Below are 19,779 nucleotides of genomic sequence, written 5' to 3' on the forward strand. Positions count from 1 at the left end.
TTAATCTTTATTAAACTTTCTTAGCTGAAGAACTAAACATTACTTGTAATGTTTTGCTATCAACAGTACCGGTAGCACTTAGCTTATTATTCTTTTGGAATGTTTCAAGTGCTGTCTTTGTCATATCACCAAAGTAACCTGTAGCATTGCCACTTGCAAGATAACCTAGGTCAGTAAGTCTTTCTTGCATAGCCTTGTTGTAGTCATTCTGTGACTGTAGTGTCATTGTTTTAATAGCACTATCGGTAAACTTAACCTTGTACTTTGACTGTAGTGGATACTTTTCTTTAGGTTTAGTTGTTGTAGGTACAGTTGTGGTTGTTACTGTTGTAGTTGCTTTACTTACAGTTGTAGAAGCAGTACCCTTAGTAGTCTTTTCTACAGTAGTTGTAGCAGTAGACTTTATCTTTTCAAAGGTACTCTTATCAATAGTCTGCAAGATTTTTTCCACATTTTCTATGGCAGTTTTGCCTTGTAACTTTAGCTTATCTTTCTCAATAATAATATGACCGTTAGACTTGTTAAAGTCACACTTTTTCAGCGTATCTTTATTCTCTAAACTTTTATATGTATCATTATTACAAACCAGATACTTAGGGTTTAGACTACCAATCATATTAACATCATAAGTTGAGTTATTAACATCCTTAGTAACAACATCAGTACCGGTAAAGGCAAGTAGCTTACCGTACCAACTTTCCTTAATTACAGAAACATATGGACCTGTACCCTCAAGGAAAAGTAGCTTGTCCTTACTGTGCTTTTTGCTAAACTCAGCTTTATAATTCTTAAGAGTAGTCATTAGCTTAGTATAAGCCTTGTTACCCTGAGTTTTACCTATTTCACCATTTAGAATTGCACCGACAGAAGTATATGTTGTCAGTATATCTTCACCGGTATTTCCGTAATGAAACTGTACAACCTTAACATCATTATCTTCAAGTGTCTTTATAGCACCATCGGACATATTGTCATCAGCCAGTACAACTTCAATATCGTTATCAATAATCTTCTTTGTATCAGGTTCAATAGCAGTACCACAAGTTTTCTTATTCTTAATGCTATCTGTAATAACATCACTGCTAATTAAAGTAATATCCTTTTCCATACCAAGCTGACAGACAATATCAGCCACATTAGGGCTTAATACTGCAACTTTCTCAGGCTTAGAGTTAAAAGTAGTATTTCCTATTGTAATGGGATAGGAACTGTCACTACTGTTGCAACCAACAGTAAAAATCAATGTGCAAAGTAAAAGCAATGCACATATGGTTGTTTTCGCTATTCTCATTATATTTTCCTTTATAGTAATGATTTAATAAACTGCTGAGCAGTTCTTGGAGAACGAGTTGCTCTCTGTGTAGCAAAAGATTCTGCCTGTAGGAATAACTGTTCCTGATCCATATCAATATGATGAGCCTTTGCAAGTTCTTCAACAATATGTAAAAATCTTCTCTTGTCAGGAACATAATAACCAACTGCAAGACCAAATCTATCTGATAGAGAAAGTGTTTCCTGCATATTATCTCTACGGTTAACATCGTTACAATCTCTGTCTTCAAAGTTCTCCTTAACAAGGTGTCTTCTGTTACTTGTTGCATAAATAAGAGCATTCTTTGGAAGTGCTGCAACACCACCCTCAAGGACAGCCTTTAGGCTTGTGTAACATTCATCTTGTCTTTGGAATGAAAGGTCATCAATAAAGATAATGAACTTCATTGGTACTTGAGCGATAGCATCAATAAGTAGTGGGAATTCCATTAGCTTTTCCTTAGGAATTTCAACAATTCTTAAGCCATAGCGTCTAAATTCGTTTACAGTAGCTTTTACTGTTGTACTCTTACCTGTACCCATATCACCATAAAGTAGGCAGTTATTGGCGTTTCTGCCCTCAATAAAGGCTCTTGTGTTCTCAACAACAAGGTCTCTCTGATATTCATAATCAACAAGGTCAGAAATTCTTACCTTGTCATCATTAATAATAGGTTCGATGCCCTTATCTCTCCATACGAATGAACGGTATCTTGCAAACATACCACAACCCTTTTCTCTGTGGAACTTTGCAATCTTGTCTAGGTTATCGTTAAAGTCAACAAATTCTTCTGATGGAGTACCACAATGCCACTTAGGAAGGCAATCAATAATATCATCAATCTCCTCCTTATATTTATAGTCATTAATAACATCCTCAGGAGTAATCTGTGATGCAAAAAGAATTGCATCAATATCTCTCACTACTGCTTTCTTTTCATCCTCTGACATTTCACTAACCTTATCGGCAGTTGCTGTTCTTGTAAAATAGTTTTCGTCAAACAAAGCAGCCTCTGTCATAGTGTAGCTTAATGAGTTAGATGCGTTTCTGTCACATAGTAATCTGTAGAAGTCACCGTAAGCATTTAGGAATGTTTCAGGTTCTTCATCAACAGAAAGCAATAACTTATGAAAAGCACTTGGTACACTTCTTGTTAGCACACCTTTATAAATAGAAAGTGATGATAACATAAAAGCAGCTTTTTTTGTTTTTTTCATACAAATCCCTTACTTCCTTTTAATATGTTTATATTTTACTCCAATTATACCTTGTAGTCAATCGTCTAAAAATGGCTATTTAATGGGATTTTCAAAGTTTTTCAAAATTTTTTTAATTTTTTTTGAAAAAACACTTGCATTTTTCAGAAAAGGGTGATATAATCTATCTTGTCGTTGAGAGAGACGACAAAACAAAAAGAAAATAGTTGGTGTCGATGACGCTGAGGGTCCACCTGTTCCCATCCCGAACACAGAAGTTAAGCTCAGTAGTGCCGAAGATAGTTGGCTGGAAGCGGCCTGTGAAAATAGGAAGACGCCAACATCAACAAGTGTCTATCCAATAGGGTAGGCATTTTTCTTTTGTTAAATTTATTTATCCGATTATTATATCAATAATTCTACTATTTGTCCAATAGTTTTTATGTATCTGTAAATTTACTTTATTCATTTTAATAATTTTAATTATCTTCACATTACAAAATCCGAATATAACAAAACCCCACTTTTAAGTGGGGTTTATTTTTTTACATTAAATAATATAATTAACTACACAATATAGCCTACAAAAAACACCTAGCAAAATTGCTAGGTGTTAGTTTAATATTAACTATCTTTTTAATATTAACTTACTTTACTGTTACTACTCTATACTGAGTTGTACTTCTGCCCATATCATCGGAAACAGTATAAATAATCAGGTAATCCCCTGCTTTATCCGTATTGACTTTACCGTCAACCTTAATATTACTTTTATCAATACTGCTACCACTTGTATCTTTAGCAGAAACATTCTTCATTGAGTCAAAGTATTCACCAAGTTCAACAGTAACATTATCAGCACCTGTAAATGTTGGTGCTTTACTGTAATAAGGGTTGTCCTTGTCATTATCGGTAGGGTCCCAATAAACTGTTTTGTTTTCGTTAATCTTCATTGACTTAGGTGTACCTAATGGACCATCCTTGTCACTTTCATAAACTCTGACAGTTGTACCAAAGTCACAGTTCTCGTAAATCCACTTAGCATCAGCTACTGCAAGACGAACACAACCCATAGAAATACTTGTACCAAGACCGTTGTAGTCCTGAACTTCTACAGTTTCAGGTTGATTCATCTTTTCATATGGAACTGAATGGAACAGAATATCATTGTTAAAACCTGTTACATACTGACCGTAAACATCACCGAAAAGTGGATGCCATCTGTTCTTTACAAAAATAGAGAATGTACCCTTTGGTGTATTATCACCATCACCACAAGAACAAATCATTGCCCTTACAGGAACAGTATATTTACCATCTTTATCGTAAGTATAAACAGTAACACAGTTTTTCTTTCTATTAACATCAATAGAATATAGATTTCTGCCACTACCGTCATTTTTATTTTTCTTTAAAGTTACTTCATTAGCAGTAAAAGCTGTGGAATAACCCTTAGAAACTTCTGTAGGGTTGCTTGTAACCTGAACATCGCAAGTTGAACTGTAATATCCGGCAGTTGCAGTAATCTTTACCTTGCCCTTTTTCAGACCGATTACTGTACCGCCTTGGTCAACAAAAGCTGTATTCTTATCGCTACTTGTCCATTTAATAGCCTTTGAGGCATTTTCATCATTGGACTTTATCTTAATTGTTTTTCGTTCATTAGATTTTACCTTGATAGACTTTGTTTCTATGCTAAAGACACAAGTACCATAGTCCTGGTTAGCAGTCTGTACTACATCAGCTTGGTTTCTGCCAAACCATTGGTCACCATAAAAAACATACAAAGCTCCACCAACAGATAGAGAAATCAGAAGAACAAAGAACACAACAAGAACGATAACTCCACCGTATCTGCCAAAGCTATTCTTTACATATTTCTTCATAAAACTCTCCTTTATACTTATATCTGTTATAATACAATAAAGTTACGGTTTTGTAAACCAATTTTAGTATTTTGTAATTATTTCATTTTGTGATATAATAAAGTCATAACAATGGGAAGGAAATGAAACAATGGCACATCCACTAGGACATTTTAAGACAATAACAAAGCACAGACACAAGGTAATAAGAAATTGTTTTAAGGCAGGAATCTTTTGGCAAGGGCTAAGGCATGACCTATCAAAGTACAGTCCAACAGAGTTTATTCCCGGTGCAAAATTTTACTTAGGCACTAGAAGTCCCAACGAAAAGGAAAGAGAAGTTTATGGCTATTCAATGGCTTGGATGCACCACAAAGGCAGAAACAATCACCATTATGAATATTGGACAGATATAAACTTAAAGACTAAAAAGGTTGAACCGGTAGAAATGCCAAAGAGATATTTAGCAGAAATGTTCTGTGACAGAGTAGCAGCCAGTAAAACATATAACGGCAAAAACTATACCAACCACCACCCTCTGGATTATTTCTTAAAAGGTCAAGCCAGATACCATATGCACCCTCAAACTGCAAAGGACTTAGAAATAATGCTGAGACTACTTGCAGATAAAGGTGAAGATGAGGCTTTTGCCTATGTAAAAAGGATGGTTAAAAATGATAAATAAACTTTTCTTAGAAATGACAAGTTACTTTAAAGGTGACCAAAAGCGAATTAACCACTTTATTAAGGTACATTCATTTGCAAAATTAATAGGCGAAGAAGAAAATCTAGATAAAGAAACTATGTTTATTCTTGAAACTTCAGCACTAACTCACGATATTGGCATCAAAAAAGGTGAGGAACTTTATTCCAGAAATGATGGTAAAATTCAAGAAAAGCTAGGTCCTGATGAGGCAGAAAAAATGCTGAGAAAACTTAACTTTACAGACAATGTAATTGATAGAGTAAAGTTCCTTATTGCTCATCACCATACATACAGTAACATTGATAGTATGGACTATCAAATACTTGTTGAGTCAGATTTTTTGGTAAATATTTGTGAGGATAATTTAAGCAAAGATTCAGCAATGAAAATTAAGGAAAAAATCTTTAAAACCCAAACCGGTAAAAAACTACTTGAAAACTTATTTATATAGAAAAATCACCTACCCAAAGGGATAGGTGATTTTCTTTAGAAAGGTTCAAATATTTATGTGTAAATAAAATTAACACCAATGTAAAAACTACTTTTCATCATATATAACTTTCACCTTGCCGTAAGGTGTATTCATTACATATTTTCTTCTGTATTTTGGTTTAGCCTTTATCATCTTGTATATTGCTCTACCTGCATATCCGAAAAATATAAATAAACATAAATTTAAAATCATTGTAATCCCCCTAAAACTGTACCTCTTTAAGACAACTATATAATAACATATTAACTGTCCCAAAAATGGGACTTATCTTTTGTTTTAGGGAATTTTTTGAAAAAATTTTGAAAAATTATTTATGATTATAAAGATTATTTACATCGGCAAGTTTCTTAGCATATTCATCAGCTACAAATTGAGGTGAAATAATCTTTACACTGTCACCAAAACCAAATAGCCAACCAAAGAACTGAGGGCTTAGATCCACCTTAGTAGTTACAAAGAAACTTTCTTCATCAGCCTTTGAGATAAAAACATTCTTTCCAAATCTATCCATAACAACACCGATAAGGTCGTTTCTAAACAGTAGCTTAACCTCTACTTCATCACCACCGAACATACCAAAAACTTTCTTTGCATATGTAGCCGGATCACACTTTCTTTCTATGCCTTTTTTATCAATCTTTTCATCAAGGACTTCTATTTGAGCCATCTTGTCAACACGATAGTGCTTTATCATATTAACCTTACTGTCGTAACCGATTAGATAATAATTTTCATCATCAATAGCCAAAAACAGTGGTGAAATCTTGTACAGTTTATCTTTCTTCCTTAGAAGTGCCTTTGACTTAGTATTAAAGTCAACTACCCAATGGTAATAGTTAAATGTAATTCTTTTACATTCATTAATAGCCTTGTGGATATTGTCTGTATTGTGGTAAATTTTCTCATTCATTGACTTTACACGATTAGCTACAACAACCTGTCTTTGAAGTTCTTTACCCTCATATTCGGAAGTCAGACTTTCTAACTTTTTAATTAGCTGAACACTTTTTTTCTCGGTAATATATTTACTGCTTTGAATAGAATCCACAAGTAGCTTTAGTTCAGGCAATTCAAAGGTTCTGCCAAGTAATTTATAGGAAACATCCTTGCTTTTATATTTATTAATATCAATGCCAAATTCCTGCAAAGTCTTTATATCCCTATAAACTGTCTTTCTCTCTACCTCAATATCATTTTTCTCTAAATAATCAATAATTTCATAAACATTCATACCATGGTCTTCATCTGTTTTTTCATAAAACATCTTAAGAAGATACAGTAACTTTTGCCTATGATTTTCACTTCTTGCCATAGAAACAACCCCTTATGCAAACATCTGTGAAATAGCAACAATAGTTGGCATTGTCACAATAGATGCAAGTGTTGTAGCAGAAACCAAGCTAACAGAAAGTGGTACATCTCTGTCATACTTTGTAGCAAACATTGTAGTTGTTGCTGCCGATGGTGCTGAAGTTGCAATAACTGTTGCCACAAGCATATTGCCCCTTACACCAAAGAGATAAAGCAAGAATAAGGAAACTAAAGGTATTGCCACTAACCTTACACCTATACATAGATAACTGTACTTATCGGTAAACATACTTTTTAATGAAGTATTTGCAAGTTGACAGCCAACGATAATCATAGGTATAGGAGTATTTAATGCACCTAAATAATCAATAGGTGAATAAAGAATAGTTGGTAACTGAATATGGAAAACCCAAAGTAAAATTGCAATAATAACACCTACAATACCGGGATTTGTAATCAGCTTTTTAAGGCTAAGTTCCTTTTTGTCACCACTCATTGTAACAAGGCCGTAGGTCCAAATAAATATGTTAAATGCTGCAACATAAATTGCACCGTAAAACACACCGTCATTGCCTAAAATAGCCTTTTGAAGTGGCAAACTCATAAACCCACAGTTTGAGAAAATACTGCCAACCCTAAGGACAACCTTCTTTGCCTCATCTTTGTTCCTAAAAATAAGAGTACAAACCACTATACTGCCAATATGAATCAGTGCAACCGACAAAATCATTATAAACATATTAACCAGTTTATCACTTGTAAATTTACAATTTTGGAATGACACAATAATAACACAAGGTGTTGCCACATAAAGGGCAAGGTTTGTTAAACTTTTTATGGCTTTGTCACTTATTAATTTAGCCTTTTTGCATACAAGACCAACACCGATAAGTATAAACAAAACCACTACTTGCTGACCTACAGTTAAGAAATTACTTATCATTTCATTCCCTCCAATGATGCGAAAAACATATCATAGGCATCGTCCCATCCGTCAATAGAACAAACACCACCACCGTTTACAGAACGCATCTTAGAGTCATTCATTTCTTGACCGTAAGCAAAAAGCTCACCAAGATAAATTTCATATCCAAGGCTAATACAAGTGTCACAAAAACACTTCATAGGGTCGTCGGAATTCTTAGTTTCCAATAGCTTATTTCTTAAGTTTTCATCCTTACTTGCATCTTCAAGTAACTGCCTTAGCTTTTCTTCCACTACTTTCATCTCCTATATAATATCACATTAACTGTCCCAAAAATGGGACTTATCTTTTATATTTCACTACTATTATATAATTTTTACAATAGATTTGCAATTTTTCGTTAAAGCCACCTAAATTTCACCTTAAATTTGTTGCAGTATGAATAACAAATGAAAGATTTTTGTTGATAACTACCGAAATCGACAAAATCTTTTGTAACAATTGTGCAAACGAATATTTTACAAAACAACATATCTGTACAGATTTCCGAATTTTACCACAACAAATTGACTTAACATTGTAAAAATCTTATAATTTTAACATAAGGCATATTACTGCCGTATATATTGAAAGAAGGTTTTTCATAATGGCAACAAAAAAGACTACAGCCTCTAAGGCAGTAAAGGCTACTACAACTACTGCAAAGGCTGACGCAAAAACAGAAAAGGTAGCTACAGTTGCTACTAAGGCTACTGAAAAGGTAACTGCTCCTGTTAAGGCAGAAGCTACTAAGAAAGTAGAAACAAAGACAGTTGAAACTAAGGTTGCACCAAAGGCTACAACTGCAGAAGTTAAGGCTGAACCTAAGAAAGCTGAAAAGGTAGAAGAAAAGAAAGTAGAAAAGGTTGCAGAAAAAACACCTGCAAAGAAAACTACTGCTAAAAAGACTACTACAAAGAAAACAGCTACTAAGAAAGCTACAACTAAGACACCTACAAAGAAGATTACAGAAAAGACTCCTTCAAAGAGAGTTCCTTCAGCTAAGAAAGAAGAAGCTCCTGCTAAGGTAGAAACTGCTGTAAAGGTATTTGTTGAATATAACGGTGCTCAGGTTGCTCTTGAAGATGTTATCAACAATGTTAAGATTGTTAACGGTAAAGACGCAAAGGAAATCACTGTATATCTAAAGCCTGAAGAACAGAAAGCATATTTTGTTGCTGACGGTGAAGCAAAAGAAATGGATGTTTTCTTCTGCTAATTTCATATAGCTATTTACTTAAACCACTTGTATTTATGCAAGTGGTTTTTCTTTTGTTTTTAACATAATTTTTCATTGACAAGATTGTTTTATAAGGTGTACAATAATAGTAGCCCTATTGGGCAAATTTTTATGTAATTGAGGTGAAATCGTGGACACTGGAGGTAGTTTAGGCTCGGTTCCCGGGAAAAGCACAAAGATGTTCTGTGGACTTCTAGGGTTCATAGATTTCTTTTAGATTTTTTCGGGGAAAGATTCTTTACTTTAACTAAAATTTAAATAAGAAAGGAGTTTTCCCCATGGAAACAACAAGTACTGTTACTTTGCAAGATACTATTGAAACTCTGCTAAAGAGCAAGAAGTATGCAACATTACGTGACATACTTACAACAATGAATCCTGTGGATATTGCCGCAATTTTTGAAGAACTTCAAGATGAGAAAATGCCACTTCTCTACAGACTATTGCCAAAGGATATTGCTGCCGATACTTTCGTAGAAATGGATGATGAAACCCAGAAGTTTCTTATTCATTCACTAAGCGATACTGAGCTTAAAGAAGTTTTGGACGATATGTTCCTTGATGATGTGGTTGATATGATTGAAGAAATGCCTGCTAATGTAGTTAAGCGTATTCTTCGTCAGAGTTCTCCGGAAGAAAGAAAACAAATTAATATGTTGCTGAAATTTCCAGAGGATTCAGCCGGTTCAATTATGACAACTGAGCTTGTTATTTTGAGACCAAGTATGACTGCCGAAGAGGCAATCAAAAGAATCAGAAGGACAGGTGTTGATAAAGAAACTATCTACACTTGTTATGTTGCCGATAATTTAAGCAAACTTATCGGTATTATCACTATTAAAGATTTGCTACTTGCCGATGATGACACAAAGGTTTCCGAACTGATGGACACCAATGTTATCTCTGTTATGACACTAACCGACCAGGAAGAAGTAGCAAGTATTATCAAGAAATATGACTTCCTAGCAGTACCGGTAGTTGATAAAGAAAATCGTCTTGTTGGTATTATCACTGTTGATGATGCTGTTGATGTTATGCAAGAAGAGGCTACCGAAGATATTCAGAAAATGGCTGCTATCACACCTAATACCGATACACCATACCTAAAGATAGGTATTTTTGAAACATGGAAAAGCCGTATTCCTTGGCTACTGTTACTGATGATTTCTGCTACATTTACAGGTATGATTATCAGTTCATTTGAAGATGCTTTGGCCTCTTCAGTTGTACTGACTGCATTTATCCCAATGCTTATGGATACAGGTGGTAACTCAGGCAGTCAGTCCTCAGTTACAATCATTCGTGCATTATCACTACATGAAATACAGTTTAAAGACCTTGTAAAAGTCATATGGAAAGAAGTCCGAGTTGCCCTAATGTGTGGTGTTGCTCTTTCTCTTGCTGCTTTTGCAAAGGTAATGCTGATTGACAGACTTCTGCTAGGCAATCCTGATGTTACTGTCTTTGTTGCATTGGTAGTTTGTTTAACCCTTGCAATTACTGTTGTTGTAGCCAAAATCATAGGTTGTTGTTTGCCTATGTTTGCTTACAAGTTAGGATTTGACCCTGCTGTTATGGCGTCACCGTTTATTACAACAATTGTTGATGCAGTTAGCCTTGTAGTTTATTTCCTAATTGCAACAAGTATTTTACACTTATAATTTAACCATTAAATCACCTTTCATTTTTTTACAATAGACTTCAACACTCTTATTGCACTTTGGAAGGTGTTTTATTTTTTCATTAACAAAAGTAACCCTTTACCGAGTGGTAAAGGGTTTTGTTTTAAATATTCTTTTTGCAAAAGTCTTTCATACAACACTGTTCACACTTAGGTTTTCTTGCATCACAAGTTTTTCTGCCGTGAAGTACAAGCCTATGGCAGAAGTCATTACTTTCTTCCGGTGGAAGTAAATCTCTAAGTATAAACTCAATTTTCTTTGGGTCTTTCTCATTATGCAAACCTAACCTTCTTGTAATACGGATACAATGAGTATCAACAACTACTGCCGGTTTACCGAAAATATCACCCATTACTAAGTTAGCAGTTTTTCTGCCTATACCGGGAAGTTTGATTAGTTCTTCCAATGTATCAGGCACAACACCATTGTACTGTTCAGTTAAGGCTTTACCCATTGCAACAAGGGACTTAGCCTTTGTCTTATACAATCCACAGGACTTTATTAATTCTTCAACATCCTCTACATTTGCATTGGCAAAGTCCTCAGCACATTTATACTTATCAAATAGGGCAGGTGTTACCATATTTACTCTTGCATCGGTACATTGTGCTGCAAGTCTTGTAGCAACTAATAGTTGTAGTGGGTCTTTATATGTTAGTGAGCAGATTGCATCAGGAAATTCTTTTCTTAGTGCATCTACTGCAAGAAGTGCAATTTCTTTCTTAGTCATAGCTTTTCCTCATTAATTAAATATTTATTTCATTATAACACAGTAAATTTTCATTGCAAATATTTATTTATTATGTTAAAATCCCCTTAGGTGATATTATGTTTAAAAACTACATTTTCGATTTATACGGAACACTAATCGACATTAACACAGATGAGTGGAGTGACGATTTGTGGGAAAAGATGGCACTATTCTACAGTTATAAAGGTGCTAAATACACAGGCAAAGAATTCCACAAGGAATACAACCGTCTTTGTAAGGAAGAAAAGGCAAGAATCAAGGCTATTCATCCTGAATACAAAAACAATGTTGACATTAAAATTGAAAAGGTTTTCAAGGAACTTTTCAACTTAAAAGATGTTGAAGTAACAGATGAAGAAGTACTGAATATATGTGCAATCTTCCGTTGCTACTCAACAAAATATGTTAAGCTATATGACGGTGTAATTGACCTATTAGACACACTAAAGGCTAAAGGTAAAAAGATTTTCTTGCTATCAAATGCACAGAGAAGTTTCACTATGAATGAAATGAATATGCTGGGACTGACACCATATTTTGATGGTATTTTTATCAGTTCAGACAGAGAAGTAAGTAAGCCTAATCCTTGTTTTTACAATGGTCTAATTGAAGAATACGGACTTGACAAAAAGGAATGTGTAATGATTGGTAATGACTACAAAGCTGACATTAACGGCAGTAAAAGAGCAGGTATTAAGAGCCTATACATTCATCAATCAATCAGTCCTGAAATTAAAGGAAAAGTAAATACACCATACCAAATTATGGACGGTAATGTTTATAAAATTAAGGAACTAATTGTAAAATAACAGATAGTAACAAAGCCTTATCCACAAGGATAAGGCTTTTAAAAATTACAATAATATTCTTTTTTCAAAGTATTCATTGCACTTAGGACAATGAACTTTGTGTTTACCACGCTGATACTTTACTCTAAGTTGTGCTTTACAGTAAGGACATTTTACATATCTATGGGTTTTACGGTCATGCCACATTCTCTTTAGAAGATTGAATTTCTTACTAATACCACTTGTAATTGAAAGGAATTTACGGTTTTCGTACATTCTTTTCTGAATATTTTTTGACAAACTTCTATACACTATTAGCACAATTACAAGTATATCTAAGATACCAACAATCCAAAATCTTGTAAACATCCAAATAATTTGAAGTACAAGCCAAAAGATAAGCAAAGCCATATTTAGCTTATCGTGACCATATCTACCGTTCATAAACTGAGCTATTTTGTAAAAAAAGTTTCTCATTATACTCTTCCTTTGATTTTTATTTTCACATTATATCACATAGAAAATAATTATTCAAATCATTACTACTTGACAATTATATACATTTAAATGATAATTATATTACAGAAAGGTGATTATATTATGAAAAAAATTATCTCACTCTCACTTTTAATAATAATTTCACTAGCCCTTTTTACCGGTTGCAAAGATACAAAAACATACAATGTTTTAATTAAGGACAACAACTCACCTTATAGCAATTTTGAAGATAACAAGGCAAAGGGCTTAGAGGTTGACTTATTAGATGCTATTAGCAAGGAAGAAAATTTCACTATCAACTATGTAAAAGACTCAGAAAAGGATGATTACATTTCTGCAAGTAGTGAATTAATAAATGAAAACGGTAATTACGACTCAACAGACAGTTACTATCAAAAGGGTATTATCTTCACCACTAGGGATGATAGCAATATTAATTCTTACGAACAGTTACTTCATCAGAAAATCGGTGTTATAAAGGACAGTTACGGTGAGGACTTTGGAAACCAAATTGCACCACAGTACAACCTAACAGTTAAGGAATATTCCACAGAAAAGGAAATGTATGGTGATTGCAAAAATAATAAAATTGTAGGTTTCTTTGATGACACATTAACTGTTAAATCAGCTATTAAAAATGGTGAAAAGTTCAAAACCTTTGAAAATGAAGAAAAGACCGACTCACTTTCACTAATGGTTAATAAAGGTGAAGAAAAGGAATTTGTAAAAGCCTTTAACTCAGGTCTAAAGCAGATTATGAGTAACGGTGAATATGAAAAGATAGTTAATAAATACAAATAAATTTTCTATAACACAAAGAATAACACAAAGACCGACAGTTAAGCTACTGTCGGTCTTTTTATATTGTTTTTAATTTTCTTGTAGTTGCTTTTTGCCTTTCTTTTTTGTCATTATTAAGAGAACTGCACCAACAAGAGCCATAACTATACCTATGTAAAATAAGTAGTAACCAATGCCCCAATTATAAGCACTTCTCATAAGACCTCTATCTCTAAAGTCCCAACCTAAAAATGTAAATACACCAAAAGCCAACACATCAGATATTATTAGTGGAATAGGCTTTTTCAGTAAAGCAAAAATCAATGATAAAAGAGAGAATATTCCTATGCCTACAACTATCACAACATAGATTATGCCCACAGATGACTGATGTAAAATCTCTTTACTGTTACTGCTGTACATACTAGCATACTGAACCATAGAAACATTTTTCACATCACTTGCTTTAATATCAGTATTACTATAAGCTACTGCCTCAGGGTAAGAGTCTATCCTTTCTGCAAACTCCTTAGTTGCTGATGTATAAGGTAAGAAAATTGTCAGTATCATTAAGGCTGAACCGATAACTGCCACAATGAAAGGTATAAATAAATTATTTTTCTTCTTTAAAGTATCCATATTGCCCTCCACTATCAGTTAGCAACTTCTGCAAGTTTCTTTGTAATACGAGCATTAACTTCATTATAATAAGCCAAATCTGCTGTAGAAAGGTCCTCTGACTTAATGTCATTAAGTTTTTGCATCATATCGCTATACTTAGTCATATAGTCAGCATAATCACTTGCCATTGATGTAATATCAGTTGAATTTTTATACTTTTTCATAAAGTCAACATAGTCATTGAAAAATTCTTCATAACTGTCCATTGTTGCCTTAAAATTAGCATTGACACTACTTGTTGAATTTGACTTTTGGCTTGTTGTTTTCTTAGTAGCCTTAGGCTTAGTTGCTTCAGTAGTAGTTTCTTCTTCTGTTACTTCCTCTGTAGTAGGTTCAGTTACTTCTTCTGTAGTTGTTTCTGCTTTAGTTTCAACTTTAGAAGATGAACTGTCTTTACTGTTATCACTTCCACAACCTGTAAACACCACACCTGTAGTTGCTAAAATTAAAATTGCTAGAATTGAACATAAAACTTTTTTCATAATTATCACCATTATTCTGATAAGGACATATTGAATGATTTTTTAACTCTTATTTCTAAAGTATTATCATCACTATGATACTTTACTGTTAGACCGTGACCATCTTTATCTTCTGCCTTGTAAAAATCATCTCTTTTACTATAATTTTCAGTAAAGCCTTTACTCTTACAATCATTTACATACTGTTCAAAATCATCTAGAGATGCACCAGCCATAGTAACATAATAACGAGTGTCTTTTTCTAACTTAACTTTACCATAAGTTAAGTTTGGTACAGGTAGCTCTGAGCCTATTCCACTAGTAGCCCAAGTTACCTTTTGGTATTCCTTACCATTAGAATCTACAGGTACAGTTGTAACCTCTGATGTTGTAGAAGCTGAACTGTCTTTACTGTTATCACTTCCACAACCGGTAAACACCACACCTGATGTTCCCACAATCAATAGAGCCATAACTGTACATAAAATTTTCTTAACAGGGTTTTTCATATTAATTCCTCCTTATTTGAATTCCCTGTCTATATAGTAAATTATTATTATAGCTATTTGTTATGCTACTAGCATACAACCAATGTAAAAAAATAGGGTATAATGTTATACAATTTAACATATTATTATACTTTGTCCAACAATAAAGTAAGGTTAGGAATTATCACCATAAGGGCTACACCTATAATTTTCAGTAATGTTTTTTTACTTTTCTGAGTGCCTTTACCTAAGAACCTACTAATGTTTCCCACATCAAAGAAACATATATAGGGTACTAAAGTCCAGGATATGCAAAGATTTATAAAGGACCTAAAGTCACCTGTATTAAGGCAACTGATAAAACCATTGTAGGAAATGAACAAATAAAAAACATATCCGATAATGGCAATTATTTTATGTGAAGTTTTGTTACTGCGAAAACCGGGTAGATTAAGCAAGAATTTATCGGCAAATGACAACTTTTCATTACCGTTACCCTGTAACGCAAGTTCCATTTGATACACATTAGTATATCTGTCTTCTTCCTTGATTTGGGTTGCTTTCTTGACTATTGATGCATACTTACCACTACACAACTTTTCGTTAGGCATTTTACCTGTTAGCATAAAGTTAAGCAATACACCCATAGCATAAATATCAGCACCAAAACCGGTTTGGGTAAAGCCGAATTGTTCAGGAGATGCATAACCTGCTGTACCCATTACTGTGGTATCTCTGGAGGCACTTTGCTTTCTTTCTCGTGAAATATTAAAGTCAATCAGCTTAATATTTCCCTCATAGTCCACCATAACATTATTTGGTGTAATATCCCTATGGATAATATTTCTGTTGTGCAAACTTTCCACACCACTACAAAGTTGCAACATCCACTTTTCAGCAGTTTTAGGGTCAACTCCCATTTTGGTATAAACAATTTTATCCAAATTACTGCCAAATACAAATTCACATAGGCAATTACAGTTTATACCGTCATCCATAACATCATATATTTCCATCAAGTTAGGGTGCTTAATTTTCATTATATCCTTCAAAACAGGAAGGTCCTGTCTTGGCAAAATTTTTAGAATCATTTGTCTTTTTAGGTAATCATTATACACAACAACAGTGTTCTTATTTATCTGACCAATCTCTCTAAATTGCCAAAGAAGTAATTTACTTTTATCCATTACATACCCCTTGATAATTTGCTAAAAATATTATAACATATAAAATATAGATATAAAAGAGGTTTACTATGAACAAGAAAACAGATGATCTTTTTAAAATCTTAGAAAACGGTGAAAATATAGGGGAGTATTTCTCCGAAAATATTGAAGAAATTTATCCCGATAGCATACCGGAAATTTTGGCTTATTTTCTGAAAGAAAAAGGCTTAACAAAAAGCCAAGTCCTAGACAATAGCCTTATTGAAAAACACTATGGCTACCAGATTTTTTCCGGTACAAAAAAGCCAAGTAGAGATAAAGTTATTATGCTATGCTTTGGTATGGGACTTAACCTTAGGGAAACTCAATCTTTCCTGAAGAAATGTACATATAGTGAACTTTATCCGAGAAATAGGCGAGATGCTGTTGTAATCTTTTGTTTGCAACACGATTGCTCTATTATGGAAACCAATGATATACTTTACGAATACAGTTTACCTGTTTTTATGTAAAAAAATCTGCACCTCATTTGAAGTGCAGATTTTTTCGTTATTTACAGTTTTTTCTGTATATATAAATGTGTTTTACCACTATTCATACCTTATTTAATGCCATACATTCTTTTGGCATTTTCTGTTGTAATATTGATTAGCTCTTGTGTGTCCATATTTTTGATTTCAGCAATCTTTTCAGCAATATAGCTGATATATGAACTATCGTTTCTTTTTCCTCTATAAGGCACAGGAGCTAAGTAAGGAGCATCTGTTTCTAGCAGTAGTCTGTCAACAGGTACTGCCTTTGCTACTTCTACCGGCACTCTGGCATTCTTAAAAGTAACAACACCACCAAGAGAAATATACATACCTATCTTTAGGACTTCCTTCAGCATTTCTGTGCTACCACTGTAACAATGCAAAAGTCCCTTAGGTTTATACTTTCTCAGTAGCTCCATACTATCACCATGAGCCTCTCTGTCGTGAAAGACTACCGGCATATTAAGGTCATTGGCAAGTTTAAGCTGAGATTTTACAACCTCCATCTGCTTATCCTTTGGAATATCCCAATGATAATCAAGTCCGATTTCACCAATGGCGACTATCTTCTTATTTTCAGATATTTCTGCCACTTTGTCAAGATAATTTTCTTGTAAATTTTCTAAACATTCAGGATGAATACCCACTGTACCATAAACAAAGTCGTATTTACTGCAAAGGTCAAGTACGGTTTTTACATTTTCAAGGTCTGTACCGTTAGTTACAACACCACAAACACCTTTACTCTTTAAACTTTCCACAAGACTATATCTATCTTCATCAAACCATTCGTCATCATAGTGACAATGACCGTCAAAAATATTGTTATACATATATTCTCCACTATTAGAGGTTAGGTAATCTAACCTCTAATATTTTAAGTAAAATTAAGAAATTTTGCTACCTGCAGGGATTTCATTATCTAGGAAGATAACCTTTACATCATCACCGGCACTTGCAGCAAGAATCATACCGTTGCTTTCAACACCACAAAGTTTTGCAGGTTTTAGGTTAGCAACAAGAACAATCTTCTTGCCAACAAGTTCATCAGGCTTATAATAAGGAGAAATACCTGAAGCAACTGTTCTGTCCTTTTCACCGTCAAATACTGTTAGTTTTAATAACTTCTTAGACTTCTTGATAGGTTCACAAGCCTTGATTTCACCAACACGAAGTTCTACCTTTGCAAAGTCATCAATACCGATTTGTGCAAGACCTTCAATCTTTGGTGCATTTTTCTTTTCGTTCTTCTTAGCTTCTGCTTCTTGCTTTTCGTGAATTTCAGCAAGTAACTTTTCAGAATCAAGTCTGTTAAATAGAGGAACTGCCTTGTTAACCTTTACACCCGGCTTAATTGTACCAAATGAATCAAGTGTATCGTAATCCTTATTGTCACAATTTAACTGTTCCATAATCTTGTCTGATGTTTCAGGCATAAATGGTGAAAGTAAAATTGCAATATATCTGATACCTTCAAGTAAGTTGTAAAGAACTGTACCAAGTCTTGCTTTCTTTTCTTCATCCTTTGCTAATGCCCAAGGCATTGTTTCGTCAATGTACTTGTTGCATCTCTTAGCTAAAGCTACAATAGTTTCCAGAGCATCAGCAACTCTATATGTTGCAAGTAACTCATCAACCTTTTTAACTGTATCTGTACAAGCAGTCTTGATTTCAAAGTCAAGAACTTCTTCAGCAGTTGGTTCTTGAATAACACCATCAAAATACTTGTTGTTCATAGCAATTGTACGGTTAACTAAGTTACCGATTGTATTAGCTAGGTCAGAGTTGTATCTTTCAAAGATTGTTTCATATGTGATAGAACCATCAGATGCATAAGGCATTTCTGATAGTAGGTAATATCTAACTGCATCAACACCGATTAGCTTAACAAGGTCATCAGCATAGATAACATTACCTCTTGACTTACTCATTTTGTCCTGACCAAATAGTAGCCATGGGTGAGCAAATACCTGTTTAGGTAGTGGTTCACCAAGAGCCATTAGCATAATTGGCCAATAAATTGTGTGGAATCTTAGAATATCCTTACCGATAATATGAACATCAGCAGGCCAATACTTTCTGTACTTATCACTATTTTCGCCACAATCATAACCTAAAGCAGTGATATAGTTTGATAGTGCATCAATCCATACATAAACAACATGCTTAGGGTCAAAGTCAACAGGAATACCCCACTTAAATGATGTACGGCTAACACATAAATCCTGAATACCCGGTTTAATAAAGTTATTAACCATTTCCTTTTTACGGCTTTCAGGATAAATAAAGTTAGGATGTTCTTCAATAAAATCTTCCAGCTGTTTCTGATACTTAGATAGCTTTAGGAAATATGCTTCTTCCTTAGCAGGTTTAACTTCTCTGCCACAGTCAGGACACTTACCGTCAACTAACTGGCTTTCTGTCCAGAAACTTTCACAAGGTGTACAGTAAAGGCCTTCATATTCGCCCTTATAAATATCACCTTGGTCATATAATTTCTTAAATATCTTTTGAACTGTCTTTTCGTGATGTTCGTCAGTTGTTCTAATAAAGTGATCGTAAGTTGTATTTAATAGGTCACAAATTTCTTTAATTTCTCCGGCAACCTTATCAACATATTCCTTAGGAGTTACACCGGCTGCCTCAGCATATTCTTCAATCTTCTGACCATGTTCGTCAGTACCTGTACAGAAGAATACATCGTAGCCCTGCATTCGCTTATATCTGGCAATAGCATCTGTCATAACAATTTCGTAACTGTTACCTATATGTGGTTTTCTTGAAGTGTAAGCGATAGCAGTTGTAATATAAAATTTCTCTTTATCGCACTTTTTACACATAATACTCACTCCTTGTCCCATAAT

The 19,779-nt window shown here is 33.9% G+C and carries 22 protein-coding genes and 1 rRNA gene; 8 read left to right on the forward strand and 15 right to left on the reverse strand.

Annotated features, from left to right (window positions below; genetic code table 11):
* Positions 1–10: 10 nt before the first annotated feature.
* Positions 11–1,291 (reverse strand): peptidoglycan-binding protein, encoded by a 1,281-nt coding sequence (locus E5Z56_RS04200; protein ID WP_138156671.1) that lies wholly within the window; start codon positions 1,289–1,291, stop codon positions 11–13.
* Between the two features lie 11 nt (positions 1,292–1,302).
* On the reverse strand, positions 1,303–2,529 hold the full coding sequence (locus tag E5Z56_RS04205; RefSeq protein WP_138156672.1) for an ATP-binding protein: 1,227 nt from the start codon (positions 2,527–2,529) through the stop codon (positions 1,303–1,305).
* 205 nt (positions 2,530–2,734) lie between these two features.
* Between E5Z56_RS04205 and rrf the strand changes: the two genes are divergently transcribed.
* Positions 2,735–2,851: ribosomal RNA gene (gene rrf, locus E5Z56_RS04210) — 5S ribosomal RNA — on the forward strand.
* A 304-nt stretch (positions 2,852–3,155) separates the two neighbouring features.
* Here the strand turns inward: rrf and E5Z56_RS04215 are convergent.
* The gene (locus E5Z56_RS04215) at positions 3,156–4,394 is read right to left on the reverse strand and encodes a L,D-transpeptidase family protein (RefSeq protein WP_138156673.1); all 1,239 of its coding nucleotides are present in this window, start codon (positions 4,392–4,394) and stop codon (positions 3,156–3,158) included.
* Between the two features lie 130 nt (positions 4,395–4,524).
* On the opposite strand from E5Z56_RS04215, the gene E5Z56_RS04220 reads away from it, so the two are divergent.
* Together E5Z56_RS04220 and E5Z56_RS04225 are read left to right on the forward strand one after the other, a co-directional pair.
* A complete protein-coding gene (locus E5Z56_RS04220) occupies positions 4,525–5,058 on the forward strand; it encodes a DUF5662 family protein (protein WP_138156674.1) in 534 nt (177 codons plus the stop codon).
* Positions 5,048–5,530 (forward strand): HD domain-containing protein, encoded by a 483-nt coding sequence (locus E5Z56_RS04225; protein ID WP_138156675.1) that lies wholly within the window; start codon positions 5,048–5,050, stop codon positions 5,528–5,530. Before E5Z56_RS04220 ends, E5Z56_RS04225 begins: the two co-directional genes overlap by 11 nt.
* An 87-nt stretch (positions 5,531–5,617) precedes the next feature.
* Here the strand turns inward: E5Z56_RS04225 and E5Z56_RS11655 are convergent, their stop codons facing one another.
* From E5Z56_RS11655 to E5Z56_RS04240, 4 genes are all read right to left on the reverse strand, one after another.
* Complete coding sequence (locus E5Z56_RS11655; RefSeq protein WP_175405372.1) at positions 5,618–5,764, reverse strand: hypothetical protein; 147 nt, start codon at positions 5,762–5,764, stop codon at positions 5,618–5,620.
* A 115-nt stretch (positions 5,765–5,879) separates the two neighbouring features.
* Complete coding sequence (locus E5Z56_RS04230) at positions 5,880–6,884, reverse strand: helix-turn-helix transcriptional regulator (protein ID WP_138156676.1); 1,005 nt, start codon at positions 6,882–6,884, stop codon at positions 5,880–5,882.
* A gap of 12 nt (positions 6,885–6,896) precedes the next feature.
* A complete protein-coding gene (locus E5Z56_RS04235; protein WP_138156677.1) occupies positions 6,897–7,826 on the reverse strand; it encodes an AEC family transporter in 930 nt (309 codons plus the stop codon).
* Positions 7,823–8,101 carry a hypothetical protein gene (locus E5Z56_RS04240; protein ID WP_232842480.1) on the reverse strand — a complete coding sequence of 93 codons (279 nt, stop codon included), beginning with the start codon at positions 8,099–8,101 and terminating at the stop codon, positions 7,823–7,825. The genes E5Z56_RS04235 and E5Z56_RS04240 overlap by 4 nt, the downstream gene beginning before the upstream one ends.
* 353 nt (positions 8,102–8,454) lie before the next feature.
* Here E5Z56_RS04240 and E5Z56_RS04245 point away from each other — a divergent pair, with 353 nt between their 5' ends.
* Entirely contained in the window at positions 8,455–9,066 is a 612-nt protein-coding gene (locus E5Z56_RS04245) for a DUF6465 family protein (protein ID WP_138156679.1), read from the forward strand.
* 299 nt (positions 9,067–9,365) lie between these two features.
* Entirely contained in the window at positions 9,366–10,748 is a 1,383-nt protein-coding gene (mgtE, locus tag E5Z56_RS04250; protein WP_138156680.1) for a magnesium transporter, read from the forward strand.
* Positions 10,749–10,872: 124 nt separating this feature from the next.
* Here the strand turns inward: mgtE and nth are convergent, their stop codons facing one another.
* Positions 10,873–11,499: an endonuclease III gene (gene nth / locus E5Z56_RS04255; RefSeq protein ID WP_138156681.1), complete on the reverse strand. Its 627-nt coding sequence runs from the start codon at positions 11,497–11,499 to the stop codon at positions 10,873–10,875.
* Positions 11,500–11,597: 98 nt separating this feature from the next.
* Here nth and E5Z56_RS04260 point away from each other — a divergent pair, with 98 nt between their 5' ends.
* Complete coding sequence (locus E5Z56_RS04260; protein WP_138156682.1) at positions 11,598–12,329, forward strand: HAD family hydrolase; 732 nt, start codon at positions 11,598–11,600, stop codon at positions 12,327–12,329.
* A gap of 45 nt (positions 12,330–12,374) precedes the next feature.
* Here E5Z56_RS04260 and E5Z56_RS04265 read toward each other — a convergent pair whose 3' ends face one another.
* On the reverse strand, positions 12,375–12,785 hold the full coding sequence (locus tag E5Z56_RS04265; RefSeq protein ID WP_138156683.1) for a hypothetical protein: 411 nt from the start codon (positions 12,783–12,785) through the stop codon (positions 12,375–12,377).
* 123 nt (positions 12,786–12,908) lie between these two features.
* Here E5Z56_RS04265 and E5Z56_RS04270 point away from each other — a divergent pair, with 123 nt between their 5' ends.
* Entirely contained in the window at positions 12,909–13,607 is a 699-nt protein-coding gene (locus E5Z56_RS04270; protein ID WP_175405373.1) for a transporter substrate-binding domain-containing protein, read from the forward strand.
* A 69-nt stretch (positions 13,608–13,676) separates the two neighbouring features.
* Here the strand turns inward: E5Z56_RS04270 and E5Z56_RS04275 are convergent, their stop codons facing one another.
* From E5Z56_RS04275 to E5Z56_RS04290, 4 genes are all read right to left on the reverse strand, one after another.
* The gene (locus E5Z56_RS04275; RefSeq protein ID WP_138156685.1) at positions 13,677–14,225 is read right to left on the reverse strand and encodes a hypothetical protein; all 549 of its coding nucleotides are present in this window, start codon (positions 14,223–14,225) and stop codon (positions 13,677–13,679) included.
* 14 nt (positions 14,226–14,239) lie between these two features.
* The gene (locus tag E5Z56_RS04280) at positions 14,240–14,749 is read right to left on the reverse strand and encodes a DUF6591 domain-containing protein (protein ID WP_138156686.1); all 510 of its coding nucleotides are present in this window, start codon (positions 14,747–14,749) and stop codon (positions 14,240–14,242) included.
* Positions 14,750–14,760: 11 nt separating this feature from the next.
* Positions 14,761–15,237 carry a DUF6591 domain-containing protein gene (locus tag E5Z56_RS04285; RefSeq protein WP_138156687.1) on the reverse strand — a complete coding sequence of 159 codons (477 nt, stop codon included), beginning with the start codon at positions 15,235–15,237 and terminating at the stop codon, positions 14,761–14,763.
* A 125-nt stretch (positions 15,238–15,362) separates the two neighbouring features.
* Positions 15,363–16,403: a serine/threonine-protein kinase gene (locus tag E5Z56_RS04290; protein WP_138156688.1), complete on the reverse strand. Its 1,041-nt coding sequence runs from the start codon at positions 16,401–16,403 to the stop codon at positions 15,363–15,365.
* A 68-nt stretch (positions 16,404–16,471) separates the two neighbouring features.
* Here E5Z56_RS04290 and E5Z56_RS04295 point away from each other — a divergent pair, with 68 nt between their 5' ends.
* Entirely contained in the window at positions 16,472–16,894 is a 423-nt protein-coding gene (locus tag E5Z56_RS04295) for a hypothetical protein (RefSeq protein WP_022504762.1), read from the forward strand.
* Positions 16,895–16,983: 89 nt separating this feature from the next.
* Here the strand turns inward: E5Z56_RS04295 and E5Z56_RS04300 are convergent, their stop codons facing one another.
* Both E5Z56_RS04300 and metG read right to left on the reverse strand, forming a co-directional pair.
* Positions 16,984–17,748, reverse strand: a complete 765-nt coding sequence (locus E5Z56_RS04300; protein WP_138156689.1) for a TatD family hydrolase — start codon at positions 17,746–17,748, stop codon at positions 16,984–16,986.
* A gap of 54 nt (positions 17,749–17,802) precedes the next feature.
* The gene (gene metG / locus E5Z56_RS04305; RefSeq protein WP_138156690.1) at positions 17,803–19,755 is read right to left on the reverse strand and encodes a methionine--tRNA ligase; all 1,953 of its coding nucleotides are present in this window, start codon (positions 19,753–19,755) and stop codon (positions 17,803–17,805) included.
* Between the last annotated feature and the right edge of the window lie 24 nt (positions 19,756–19,779).

Source organism: Ruminococcus bovis, from assembly GCF_005601135.1.
Lineage (GTDB): Bacteria > Bacillota > Clostridia > Oscillospirales > Acutalibacteraceae > Ruminococcoides > Ruminococcoides bovis.